Source organism: Corynebacterium sp. HMSC073D01, from assembly GCF_001815555.1.
GTDB classification, from domain to species: Bacteria; Actinomycetota; Actinomycetes; order Mycobacteriales; family Mycobacteriaceae; genus Corynebacterium; species Corynebacterium glucuronolyticum.
Genome location: NZ_KV821080.1, coordinates 1 through 12,080, shown reverse-complemented (window position 1 = coordinate 12,080; position 12,080 = coordinate 1). Strand labels below are relative to the sequence as shown.

Annotated in this window: 9 protein-coding genes and 1 pseudogene; 4 read left to right on the top strand and 6 right to left on the bottom strand. The window is 61.6% G+C overall.

The annotated features are described in order from the left end of the window. Positions 1–349: 349 nt before the first annotated feature. Positions 350–1,717, top strand: a complete 1,368-nt coding sequence (locus HMPREF3044_RS10395; RefSeq protein ID WP_246821032.1) for an HNH endonuclease signature motif containing protein — start codon at positions 350–352, stop codon at positions 1,715–1,717. Between the two features lie 71 nt (positions 1,718–1,788). On the opposite strand, the gene HMPREF3044_RS10390 is transcribed toward HMPREF3044_RS10395, so the two are convergent. The 4 genes and pseudogenes from HMPREF3044_RS10390 to HMPREF3044_RS10375 all read right to left on the bottom strand — a co-directional run bounded on the left by HMPREF3044_RS10390 (position 1,789) and on the right by HMPREF3044_RS10375 (position 6,231). After that, a complete protein-coding gene (locus tag HMPREF3044_RS10390) occupies positions 1,789–2,820 on the bottom strand; it encodes an esterase/lipase family protein (protein WP_070741446.1) in 1,032 nt (343 codons plus the stop codon). After that, the gene (locus tag HMPREF3044_RS10385) at positions 2,817–3,707 is read right to left on the bottom strand and encodes a DUF5926 family protein (RefSeq protein ID WP_196793898.1); all 891 of its coding nucleotides are present in this window, start codon (positions 3,705–3,707) and stop codon (positions 2,817–2,819) included. The genes HMPREF3044_RS10390 and HMPREF3044_RS10385 overlap by 4 nt, the downstream gene beginning before the upstream one ends. After that, positions 3,625–4,410 (bottom strand): glycerophosphodiester phosphodiesterase family protein, encoded by a 786-nt coding sequence (locus HMPREF3044_RS10380; protein WP_070741443.1) that lies wholly within the window; start codon positions 4,408–4,410, stop codon positions 3,625–3,627. The genes HMPREF3044_RS10385 and HMPREF3044_RS10380 overlap by 83 nt, the downstream gene beginning before the upstream one ends. 1 nt (position 4,411) lies before the next feature. After that, a pseudogene (locus HMPREF3044_RS10375) lies at positions 4,412–6,231 on the bottom strand (pyruvate kinase). Between the two features lie 51 nt (positions 6,232–6,282). Between HMPREF3044_RS10375 and HMPREF3044_RS10370 the strand changes: the two are divergent. Beyond that, a complete protein-coding gene (locus HMPREF3044_RS10370) occupies positions 6,283–7,788 on the top strand; it encodes an alpha/beta-hydrolase family protein (RefSeq protein WP_070741440.1) in 1,506 nt (501 codons plus the stop codon). A 113-nt stretch (positions 7,789–7,901) separates the two neighbouring features. Here HMPREF3044_RS10370 and HMPREF3044_RS10365 read toward each other — a convergent pair whose 3' ends face one another. Further along, entirely contained in the window at positions 7,902–8,102 is a 201-nt protein-coding gene (locus tag HMPREF3044_RS10365; protein WP_070741437.1) for a hypothetical protein, read from the bottom strand. Between the two features lie 79 nt (positions 8,103–8,181). Here HMPREF3044_RS10365 and HMPREF3044_RS10360 point away from each other — a divergent pair, with 79 nt between their 5' ends. Together HMPREF3044_RS10360 and HMPREF3044_RS10355 are read left to right on the top strand one after the other, a co-directional pair. Beyond that, entirely contained in the window at positions 8,182–9,261 is a 1,080-nt protein-coding gene (locus HMPREF3044_RS10360) for a lipoate-protein ligase small subunit (RefSeq protein WP_070741434.1), read from the top strand. A gap of 271 nt (positions 9,262–9,532) precedes the next feature. Beyond that, positions 9,533–11,098, top strand: a complete 1,566-nt coding sequence (locus HMPREF3044_RS10355) for a hypothetical protein (RefSeq protein ID WP_070741431.1) — start codon at positions 9,533–9,535, stop codon at positions 11,096–11,098. A gap of 112 nt (positions 11,099–11,210) precedes the next feature. Here HMPREF3044_RS10355 and HMPREF3044_RS13175 read toward each other — a convergent pair. Then, the coding region (locus tag HMPREF3044_RS13175) for a Rib/alpha-like domain-containing protein (RefSeq protein WP_305764101.1) at positions 11,211–12,080 on the bottom strand (870 nt) is incomplete at its 5' end.

The window sequence follows — 12,080 nt, the reverse complement described above, 5'->3', positions numbered from 1 at the left end:
CGTTGCGCGCTGGGCGGGGCGAACGTTCCGACACGGCCCTCGCCGGTGCTCCCACACAAAAAAACAGCGGTGTTCGAACAAATCGAACTGTTATAAATTGTTCACCTTAAGTTAACGTAAACCCAGCCTTTCCGCCCTATACTGGCAATCACATATCGAACACACTCTCGATGTCGGGGCGAGGGGGAAAGAATGGAAGATGACGGCATTCAATGAGGAAAAAATTCAACGAGCCTGGGCACGAGCTCAAGGTAGAAATCTCAGGGACAAGGGAGAGCTCCCAGATGGGCAGCAAATAACTGAATGTATTCGACTCCGCTTCCTCAACGAGACCATGGAGAAGGCGCGAATGTTGTTAGCGATTGGCATCTACATGACGCTCAACGTCGCTCCATGGGTGGGTGTGTCATCGCCTCACTCCTATCTTGTTCGTGAGCTGGGGTTGTCGGAGCGAACCGCGTACGAGTACTGCCAGGTCGGGCTGAAGCTTCTGGAGTTTGAATTCCTCACCCAAGCCTTTGCTTCAGCGCAGCTCTCCTACTCAAAAGTGCGGAAGATACTGAGATATATGACCAAGGAAAATGAGCTTGAGCTCGTCGACTTAGCAAGCAACAACTCGTTCGATGGACTGGAGCAGGCGCTTGGTGGGCGACAAAAGAAGGACGACGGCGGCGACGAACAGAAGGAGGGGTTCAGGATAGTCAAGGACCCAGAAACTGGCTGGTCGAAAACTGTCATCGACCTCAATCCCATGCATACCGCTGAGTTTGAAGCAGCGCTCAAGGTCGCGTTTATCAGCTTGACGCGAAGCTGCAGCGCAGAGGAGGCACAGCGAATTGCTGATGGGCTGGATACTGAAGCGGAGATGAAAGAACAGGCTGCGGAGGAGGACGCGAACGCCTACGACTACGAGCCGACGGAGCCGGAGGAGAAAGAACAGACCTCGTTCACTGTGGACGACATTCTCGAGTCGCCGGAGGACCAATTGATTAGGAAGAAGGCAATGGAATCCGGGGAGGTTTCCCATGATGAGAAGAAGCAGGCTGTGTCACGCTTTGGCAGGTGTGTGAAGAGGGAACTTCTGCCGGCGTTCTTCGGGATGGTCACAATGACGCTTAGCCAGCCACGCTCGCAGGTACGCGCCCTGGGAGCCGAGGTCACCGTCATACTGCGGGAGAATGGCACCCTCGCCCTCCCTGAGCAGTTCGGAGCTGAGGCGAAGGACATTGTTCCGTTCATCTGGAATGCAGCGTACCGATTCCTGTGGGTTGACCGCAACGGCAACCCAATGGCGCTTGGCAGGCGCCGCTGTTTGGTGAGCAAGGCACAGGAAAAAGCTCTGCTTGACCTCTGGAATCACCGGTGCGCGATGCCCGGCTGCACGCACACGCAGTTCTTGGAGTTCCACCACATCAAGGAATGGCAGGACGGCGGTGAGACGAACGCGGATAATCTCATCCCGCTGTGCTCCGGGTGCCATGCGCTGGTTACCGATGGGCTGATCCGCATTTTCATCGACTCACGCAACCCGCAGCTTGTTCGGTTCCAGTTCCGAAATGGCGATTGCTTCACCTCCATCGGCAGGAAGCCGCCGATGGGGGATGCGATATTGCCGTACGGTCTGAACCCCTTCGACGAGGAGGTGCGATACTTTGTCGACGGAAAAACGATTCCGATCGATGATCTACCAGAACCAGCAGGAGGGCCTCAAGGCTGAAATTTCTGAGGCAAGAAAACAAGAACCGGCGAGACGGGTTACAACCGTCTCGCCGGTGGAAAAGACCGGGTCTACGCCTTAAGGGCGTGGAGGGTGAGGTCGATGACCTGCTCGTAGTAGGTCATGTTGTTGTGATCAGAGACGAATCCAGGGTGGTGATCCTGGACGGTGATGTTGGTGACACCGGGCTCGTCGATAAACGAGTTGGTGTACGGGGTCACCGTCTGATCGGTGGCGGAGGCGATCATCGTGTACTTCACGCCGGGGCGCGTCACCGGCCCGTTGTGGTACACCTCATTGACCAGGTCGGAGCCGATGAGCTGCTGGCGCGATGCCACGCCGGCGAAGAAGTCAACGACACCGTTGGTGAACTCGGAGGCCTTGAACATTCCGCCAACAGTCGTGCCGTTGTTGGAGGGTGCGAGGCCGATGAGGTGATCGACCTTCTTATCGCCGCCGTAGTTGTTGATGTAGTAGATCGGCATGATGCCGCCACCCTGGGAGTGGCCGACGAGGGTAACCTTCTCAGCGCCTGTCTCCTTCAGCACGCGGTCGACGACGAGGCCGAGGGCACGGGCGGAGTCCTTGATGTCGCCCGCGAACTGGGTCGCCGGGATGGTTCCGGGGTTGTGGTTAAACCCGTACACGCAGTAGCCGGCGTCCATGAGGGCAGGAGCCATCTTGGAGAAATCGTTGTAGATGTTCGTGGTGGTGCCGGGGAGGAGGATGACCGGGTTCTTCTCCGAGGTGCAGGAGAAGTCGTTCATTCCCTTGGGGTACTGCCCGGTGTACACGAGCGTCTTCATGAGCGCGGCGTAGAAGTCGTTCTCCGGCCCGAGCGCGGCACCGGTGGGGAAGCCGTATTGGGCATCCTTGGCGGCGTTGCCGGGCAGCGGCTGGGTGTAGTCGATGGCCTCACCAGTGCCACCAGGAACAACAGGCAGGTTGGGCTCCAGGGGCAGCGTCTCGGAGGAACCGGAGAACGCGGAGGAAAGGTTTGCGGAGAGGTTGTCGAATGTCGGCTCCGCAGCAGTGGCGGTGCCCGCAGTGGCACCGAGGGTGAGGGCGAACGCCGTTGCGACAGCGCCGATCGTCTTCATCATCTGATTGTTACCTGCCTCGATTTAATGTTTTCCATCTTGCGCCGCTCCTCGGAGGTGAGCTGCGCGGTGTTGGATGTGTCCTTGGCAAAGAACTCGTTCAGGCGCTTCAGCTCAGCGTCGTATTCGGTATGGCTGACGGTGGGGTCGAGGTCAAAGACGGGCACGAGGATGCCGTGGGTGCGGAAGACACCGGCGAATTTGGTGTCTTCACCGAGGTGCAGTTCGTCCTTTGCGGCGGCGCGTGCCAGGGAGGCGAGGAGGGTGTCCTCGTCGTCGGAGCGGACCCAGCGGATGTGGGCCTTGTCGCCCGCGTCGACCCAGAAAATGGTGCCGTCGACATCGGCGTGGACCTGGTACGAGGGCATGATGGAGGCGTTGGCCTGCTCAATCATCTGCTTGGATTGCAGGTCGGCGCCCTCGGGCAGCCACCAGTTGAAGTCCTGGTGCTCCGTCACCTCGAGCTCGCCGGCGGGGAAGATATCCGCGATGGCGGGCTGGCTGCCGTCGTTGGTGGCGTTGTTCAGCACGGCGCCGGGCTTGGCGTTGATCACCCAGTTAAGGCAGTACGCGAGGTCGCGCCCGGGGTTGTGGGAGCGCAGGCGGGACTGGAGGGCGACGAAGCGCTCGCCAGTATCGCGCACGAGGGCGGCGACGGCACCGGGGAGCACCGTGGCCAGGGTGACCGGGGTGTCCTGCACAGTGATCTCCGCGGTGGCGGAGGGGACGAATTCCTGGAGGGCGACGAGCATGGTTTCTGCGTCGAGGCCGCCGTAGGGGCGGGGGTCCTTCTCCAGGGCGGCGCGCTCAGCGGCGCGCTTGGCCAGCTTGGCCTGCCTGCGGGTCATCCCCTCGGGCAGATCCTGGTCCTTCTTCTTTTTCTTGCTCATAGGGCACTACCTTACTTGGGTTGTCAGTAGCAAGATACTTAACTCCCCGCTCGCGCGCCCAGTCGACGTCGTCAAGGTCATTGACGGTGAACATGTAGGTGGGCAGGCCGTGGCGGCCGATGAGGTCGGGGTTGAGTTTTGCCTCCTGGATGAACAGGCCCATGCCGGTGGGGCTGCCGAAACGCTCCATTGCAAGGTTGGCCCAGAGGTAGCGCAGTTGGCGCAACCAGATGCGGTCGAGCGCCGGTGCCATGCGGCGGATGCGCTGGATGGATACCGGGTTGAAGGAGATGACGTGGACACGCTCGGACGTGGATAGGCCGAAGTACTGCAGTTGCCGCACGATCTGTTCCTCCAGCATGACACCGTAGCGGGACGGGTGCTTGGTCTCGATGAAGAGGTGCCGGTCGGGGTAGGACTCGCCGATTTCGAGGAACTCGCGGAAGGTGAGGACGGGCTGGGGGCAGTCCTCGCTGCCGAAGTTGAGGCAGGAGAGGTCGTCCATGGTGCAGGTGGAGACCTTGCCGGAGCCGTCGGAGACGCGGTTGAGGAAGCGGTCGTGGATGCAGACCAGCTCACCGCAGCGTGTGAGGCGGACGTCGGTTTCGACGCCGTCGGCCCCGAGGTGGAAGGCGGATTCGTAGGCGGCCGCCGTCTGTTCGGGGTACTGCTCGCTATCGCCGCGGTGCGCAATGATCAACATGTCAGTCTCGATCCCAGGAATGAATGTGCCGGAGCATGATTCGGTTTTTGCGCTGGGACTTGCCCAGCTTCTTAGCCATCTTATCGAGGATCTTGATGGCATCGGTAATGTGCGGTCCCTTGTTCAACATCACGCACTCGCTGCGCAGGGCAACGGCCGCATCGGTGATCTCGGCGCGGGAGGGCAGGCCGTTCTTGGCCAGGTTCTCGAGGATCTGGGTGGCCATGACGGTGGGAATGTGGGCGGCCTCGGCGGCGGTCTGGATCTGCTGGGGCACCTCGGCCATGCGGGCGAAGCCGAGCTCGACGGCGAGGTCACCGCGGGCGATCATGACGCCGAAGCGCTCGTGCTGCAGCCCCTCGAGGATGACGAGCGGCAGATTCTCGAAGCCGGGGATCGTCTCGATCTTGAGGAGGAGGCCGAGGTCCTCGCGGGGCATCTTGTCCAGGACGTAGGCGACGTCCTCGGGAGTGCGGATGAAGCTCACGGCGGCGATGTCGGCGTATTCGCCGATGAACTTCAGGTTCTCCTCGTCTTCCTCGGTGAGGCTGGGCAGGGGGAGGTCGGTATCGGGGAGGTTGATGCCCTTGTAGGCGGCCAGGTTGGCGCCACCGACCTTCGTCCGGTCGATGTGGAGGGTCACCTCCGTTTCCTCTCCGTGCTTGTCGACGCTCACGGCGTGGGCACCGATGGCCCCATCGTCGAAAAGCACCTCGTCGCCGACCTTGATCGATTCGACGGCGAGCGGAAGAGTACAACCGATTTTCGGAGTGCCGGGGCCTCGAGATCGGCGTCGGCCTGGTCGGTGGTGAGGATGAGCTCGTCGTCCGCCTCGAGGCGCAGCTTGCGAGTGGTGGTGGGGATGCCGGTGACGCGGGTGCGCTCGTAGTCGCACTCGAGGAGCGTGCCGTCGGCGATGTAAGCGTTGCGTTCGCCCTGCGCGAGGACACCGTCGGGGGTGGCGTCGGTGACGGTGAAGTAGCGGCGGGAACCGCGCGTATCGTGCACCATGATCTGCGCGCCGACGGTGAGCCGGTCAAACCAGGCCGCGTCAACCTGCACGGGCAGGGCGGGGCGACCGGGGAGGCCGGCGGGGGCCGGGGGCTGCACATTGTCGGTGGTGTACGGCTTGCGAGTGATCCACAGCTTAGAGCGCGTGAGGACGACGCCCGCCTCGTCGCGGGTGACGCGCGCGCGACCGACCGCGGGGCCGTCGGCAATGCCAGCGGTGCGGATCTTCGGACCGGCGAGATCCATGGAAACCTCGAGGCGGTGGCCGATCTCCTCCTCGGCGCGGCGCACGTTGGCGATCATCTTCTTCCACACCTCGGGGCCATCGTGAGCGCAGTTGATGCGGGCGAGATCCATGCCAGACTTGGCGAAATCGAGGACCATCTCGTAATCGTCGGCGGCCTCGGCGGGCAGGGTCACCATGATGAGGGCCGGGGAATCGTTCGGGGAGGTGCCAAGCAGCAGCTCAGAGTGCTCCTCGAGGAGGTCGTCGGCCTCGGCCATCTTGTCAGAGAGATAGGAAAACTCGTATTTGATGTCCTTGTGCATGATGCGGCTGACCACGTTGTGGGCCGCCTGGAGCCGCGCCCGCACGCACGGCTCGGTGGTGGATAGGCGGGTCGCGCCCACGCGGTAGAGCGCCGCCTGCAGCTTCGAGTGGTCGTGTGCGCGAAGGTAGGCGTAGTCAAGCAGGTTTACCGCGCCGATCTTGTGGCGCGGGTGAACCTTGTCAATCTTCTCCTTGTACTGCTCGGCGTTGGCCTCCATGCCGACGAGCAGGTCTTCCAAATCCTGAAGCAAATCATCCATGCCTTTATTTTCCACTAGATGAATGAAGTTTGCAGGGTTAACCTTTAAGGCGTGAGACTCTTCCGACGTGGTGCTCTCCTCGGCGCAGAAATTGGCACGTGGGCAGCCCTGTCCCCCTCCCTGCTCCCCCGCCGCATGTGGCAGACCGCCCTCAACGTCGCCGGATGCCAGGCCGCAGGCCACGCCATCGCCGCCGGGGTGTCGCGCTCCATCGGCGGCCGTTTCCGCGCACCGCTCACGCTGACCGGCGCGATCACCGGCGTCGCCCTCGTGCGCTCCATTTTCCGGCAGCGGGAGATCGCCGACCTGGTGGAGTCGCCCCGCCCCGCCGTGCGCGACACCGCCGTCGGCGCCGTCCTCGGCACCGCGGGCTACGCCGAGTGCGTCCTTGTGGGGGAGGTGATGAAGGCGCAGTTCGGCTGGGTGCGTGGTCTCATCCGCCGCGCCTTCCCGCGCCGCCCCCGCGTCCCCGTTCCGGCGCTGTCGGCGCTGGCCATCACGGCGACGACGTGGCTCATCGGCACCCGCTTCCTCATCGTCCGGCGCCTCTCCTCCCGGATCACGCAGAAGGCCGAAGAGCTCAACCTGTTTATTAATCCCACCCTCGCCCGGCCGACATCGCCGCTGCGCTCCGGCTCCCCCGCTTCCCTCATGTCCTGGGAGTCCCTCGGCGCCAAAGGCCGCGACTTCGTCACCGCGTTCCCGTCCCCTCGCAAGCTCGGGGACGCGCGAGGGGACGTTCAAGGGGACGTTCAAGAGCCCATCCGCATCTACGGTGGCATCGAAGCGACGGTGGAGGACATCCTCGCCGAGATGGACCGCACCGGCGCGTGGGAGCGGGACTACATCATCGTCCACATCTCCACGGGCACCGGCTGGGTCAACCCGTGGCACGTCGCCGCTCCGGAAATCCTCACTGGGGGCAATGTTGCCAGCGTCTCCATGCAGTACTCCTACTTGCAAAGCCCCATCACCTACGTTGCGGACCGCTCCACGCCTGTCGATGCGGCGCGTGAGCTCCTCTCGGCCATCCTCGACCGGCGCAGCCACGGCGTGTACATCGCTGGGGAATCACTCGGTGCCTACGGTGCGGCGAGTAACGATGACCTCCTGGAGCGTGTCGACGGCGCCGTCTTCACCGGCACCCCTCGTTTCACCCCGATCATCACCCGCGTGAGCAGTACTCCCCACTCGCTGCCTGTTGTCGACGGCGGTGCGCACATCCGGTTCGTTGCCACCCCTGCACACCTCACCACCGACTGGCGCGGCATGGCTTACGAGGAACGATGGGCGACACCACGAATCTGCTTCGTCCAACACACCTCGGATCCGGTGGCCTTTTTTGATTGGCCGATCTTCTTCCTCCCGCCCCGCTGGATGAAGGACCATCTCCCCGGTGCCGACCGCACCCCCGCCCTCGTGTGGTGGCCACTGTTCACCGGCTGGCAGCTGTTGGTCGACATGCCGATCTCCCACCGCCAGACCGGCGGCCATGGCCACACCTACCACGAGGAACTCATCCCCGTATGGCGAGCCGTGCTAGGGCTGGATGATTAGAAGCGACAGGCAGCTGCCTCCCACCACTCCCGCCGCGAGAGGGCACAGGAACATTTCTACCTGCTTCTATAAATGCGCCCTTATTGCGCCGTTGCGCACTGAGTACGCGCGGATTAGCGAGGATTCTTCCTACCGGCAGAGGAGCGTCCGACTTTCGCAACCATATAGATGCACATAGCACCTAACCCGATAAGGATGACATTCCTTCCTAGCTCGGCGTAGAGCTCTGGCCAGCCCGCAATCATCTGGCCGAGGACAAGACCGATGCCCACAAGGAGAACGGCTACGATGGCTATCCTGATCACTTTGCTCATGACTTATTTTTACCCCGAAGGCCGAGAAACAGAAAGTACTTTCGTTCCCACTTGCCACCCTTATCTAAGGTCAGCCTAAATGACTACGCTGGGGGACATGACATCTCACCATTTTGAGCTCAAGGTCCCCGGCGGCAAGCTGATTGTCGTCGACGTGGACGCCCAGGACAACATCATCACCAAAGCCCAGGTCTCCGGCGATTTCTTTCTCGACCCGGAGGAGGCCTACGAGGCCATCAGCCCGGCGTTTGAAGGGCTATCCATAAAGGAGCCTACCGACGGCATGACCGCGCGACTGGACAAGGCACTCTCACAGTTCGAGGACCTGGAGTTCCACGGCTTTGCCACCAAGGACATCGCCACGGCGGTGAAGCGCGCCGTTTCTGGTGGCACGGACTTCACCGACCACACCTGGGAGATCCTGCGACCCGGTCCCCTGCCGACGCCGGTGAACGTGGCACTCGACGAAGTTTTGCAGAACCAGGTGGCCGACGGGAAGCGGTCCCCCACCCTGCGCTTCTGGGAGTGGAACGACAAGGCGGTGGTGTTCGGCTCCTACCAGAGCTATTCCAACGAGCTCAACCAGGGAGGCGTCGATAAGTATAAAATCGTACCGGTACGCAGGATGTCCGGCGGGGGCGCGATGTTCATGGAGGGTGGGAACTGCATCACCTACTCCATTTACGCGCCGGACAGCCTCGTGGCCGGGTACTCGTATGCGGATTCGTACGCGTACCTGGACCAATGGGTGCTCGCGAGCCTGCAGAAGCTCGGCGTGAACGCCTGGTACGTGCCCATCAACGACATCACCTCCACCGGCGGGAAGATCGGCGGCGCGGCGCAGAAGCGCCGCAAGCACACCGTTCTCCACCACACGACGATGAGCTACAACATCGACGCCGACAAGATGATGGAGGTGCTGCGCGTGGGCAAGGTGAAGACCGCGTCAAAGGGCATCGCCTCCGCCAAGAAGCGCGTCGACCCGCTGCGGCGACAGACGGGCATCCCCCGCGAGGAGATCATCGACACCATGGTGGGCGAGTTTGCCACACGGTACGGTGCCGTGCCCGCGGAGCTGAGCGAGGAAGACCTTGCGGCCGCGCGTCGGCTTGTTGAGGAGAAGTACGGCACCGAGGAGTGGACGAAGAAGATTCCGTAAGGGGGAATCGGGGGTACCTCGGGGCCGTGACTGGCATCTCGAGGTTCCATAAAACCGCTCGGGGGTGTAACATTAATTTTGCAATCGGGGACAAAATATTTTTCGGGCGTATAGCCTCTTCTTCATCTTTTTCAGGCGCGACCCTTGACTCCCCCACGATTGCTAGTCGCACTCGCTGCGACATTCTCCGGTGCGCTCGCACCACCAATCCCCCTAAACACTGGTTGCCCCGGTGTTCGAGGCAACCACCCCACAAGTGAAAGGTTGTCTCATGGAGACCCACTACTACGTTGTTGCAGGCCTGCTTCTAAGCGACTGTGGGCCTGGCGATAGCGGATTCTACGACCCCAGCATGAGCGACTGGCAAAACACTTCTTTTGCCGAATGGTTCAACCGCCGTGGCCACAAGGTGCCCCACGAGGAACTCGACGAGGACGAGGCCGAGGCCGAGGCCAAGCTCGAGGACATCCAAAAATCCTACGACGAGTGGGAAAACGCCTGGAAGCCCGAAGACGAGGACAGTGAAACACTTCGCTCCGAATGGGGCAACGTTCCCCCGGCGCCCCTGTATGTGAGCACCGGGATGCTCCTCATCATGGACGACGGGCGCGACACCCGCTTCCTCTACGATCCCACCTGCGACGAGTGGGTGCGCACACCGCTTGCCAACTGGCTCATGGACACCGCGTCGGCCGGCACGTGCGAAACCCTCAACGCGGACGAGGCCCGCAACCGCGCCCAACAGCTGCGCGACGAGTGGAAACACATCTCCACCGACGACGACTACGGACAGCGGCATTTTCTTGACGAATTTATCTACAACGATCCCGAATCCATGGAGGCCCTAGACGATTGGTACGGCTACACACCCACCTTTGGAAACAGGCTTTTGTGGCCCTACAACATCGGGGAAAACCAGGCGAAGGCCGAGGTGGTTGCCGAGACAAAAATTCTCGATGACACCTACGACCGCGAGGTAGAGGGCCCCAACGGTCGGGTGTTCGAGACGGTCCCGGACGATGACCCGTGCGAGGGTGCAACCTACTACTCCAGCGCCGGAATCTGCATCATGCAGGATCCAAAGCATCACTGGTACATGTACGACCCACGCAACAGGCGATGGGCCCGTACCTTTCTCGCCTACCTTTGCTACTGGGAAAGCTACTCCGAATTCCACTCCAAACCGTGGGAGGAGATGCGGAAAAGTGTCATTAATCAACAGCAGGACGCGGACTCCCTCCTCGAGGCGCTGGAACTCCTCGACGAGGCGGGCATCAACTACCCCCATACCAGCGCCGTGGTGAGGTGGCGCGACGAGGCATCGGCAATCGAATTCGACCCCAACGAGCCCCGGTTTTACTACCACGGGCGGCTCCTCCTCATGGACTCCGGCGACGGCTGGGGGTTCTTCTACGATCCCGTGACCCGCGACTGGCGAAAGGACCACCTGGCGTTGTTGGCCATAGAAAACGTGGGAAAACTAAAAGAGGTGGACGTGATGGATGTGGACACAATACGCGACACGCTCCAACATCGCTTCGACGACTATGAATTTTCAACCTACGACGATGACGGCCCCGCCTACATCGCCTCCCCCATCGACGTGCCCAAGCGGAGTGCGGACTCCGTGATCAGCACGGCAATCGACATGATCTCAAACCATCGCTGGCACCGCGAGGAACTCAACGCAAATAACCGCTCCCTCCTACGCCTCATCGTCCGCCGCAACCGGATTAACGCCAACATCGCCCGCCGCTGCGACGTAACCGACGATACACAGCTCTCCTTGTTCCCCGCTCTCAATCTGACCAAGCTTTTGAAGGACAAGAACGGGTAAACCACCATCGCCCCCGGGTGGACCAAAAAGTAGCGCCCCAGCCGTGCGGCCAGGGCGCTACCTTGTTACTTTCCCCCGGGCACTAGATGCCCGTGGAAGAAGCGTTATTTAGTTATGCCTCAGGAGCAGGCGACTCAGGAGTCGGAAGCTCAGAGGTAGGAGCCTCGGAGGTAGGTTCCTCAGAAACAGGCACCTCAGTGGTCGGCTGCGCAGACGCGGTCGGCTTCGCCTGATCCGCATTCTTATCGCTAGACAAACCACCCTCAGTGGGAACGGTGCACTGCGACGCGGCTACACCAGCCAGAAGGCCAATGGAGGCAATGAAGCCAGCCGCCAAAGCAATGTTCTGCAGATGCGGAGCAACCTGAACCTTGAACTGCTGAGCAAGAGCCGGGTTGTAAATACCCAGAGTCTTCTGAATACCAGTGTTGATATCCTCCAGCTGCTTGCCGAAGCCCGCAGTCATATCCTTCACCTGCTGGTTGTCCATGGCCAGGCCAAGGGCAATCGGGGTCAGGAGCAGCAGCGGGATAGCCGATGCAGCGGAAGCACCAACACAGAGACCCATGTCGATACCAACCGTGATCGTAATGATCTCGGTAGTGCCATCCGGGTAGGTCACCTGAACCTTGATCTTGTCACCAGGCTTAGCATCCTTATTCGGAGTGACAACCAGGTTGCCGTCCTTGTCGATCGTGGCGGTGCCAGGACCGTCGATGACCTTCGCAGTCGTGCCAGCGGGAGCCTTGCTGCCGTCCTTGGTCGGGATGACCTTGGACTCACCCGGGCCAGGCTGAACCGTGGTGTCGAACCCGGGGGTCTGATCCTTCTGGCCAACGGTGACAGTTGTCGACTCGGACGGCTTCTGGCCTTCCTTCTCAGCGACGACGGTGATCTTGTCGCCCTCCTTCAGCTTGGACTTGTCAACAGGAATGCTGAACTTGCCGTCATCGCCGGCCTTGTCGGTCGCCGTGGTGCCATC

Coding starts and splice junctions, on each gene's coding strand:
- HMPREF3044_RS10395 (WP_246821032.1), top strand. CDS start 350: ATGTTGTTAGCGATTGGCATCTACATGACGCTCAACGTCGCTCCATGG.
- HMPREF3044_RS10390 (WP_070741446.1), bottom strand. CDS start 2,820: ATGATGAAGACGATCGGCGCTGTCGCAACGGCGTTCGCCCTCACCCTC.
- HMPREF3044_RS10385 (WP_196793898.1), bottom strand. CDS start 3,707: ATGAGCAAGAAAAAGAAGAAGGACCAGGATCTGCCCGAGGGGATGACC.
- HMPREF3044_RS10380 (WP_070741443.1), bottom strand. CDS start 4,410: ATGTTGATCATTGCGCACCGCGGCGATAGCGAGCAGTACCCCGAACAG.
- HMPREF3044_RS10365 (WP_070741437.1), bottom strand. CDS start 8,102: ATGAGCAAAGTGATCAGGATAGCCATCGTAGCCGTTCTCCTTGTGGGC.
- HMPREF3044_RS10360 (WP_070741434.1), top strand. CDS start 8,182: ATGACTACGCTGGGGGACATGACATCTCACCATTTTGAGCTCAAGGTC.
- HMPREF3044_RS10355 (WP_070741431.1), top strand. CDS start 9,533: ATGGAGACCCACTACTACGTTGTTGCAGGCCTGCTTCTAAGCGACTGT.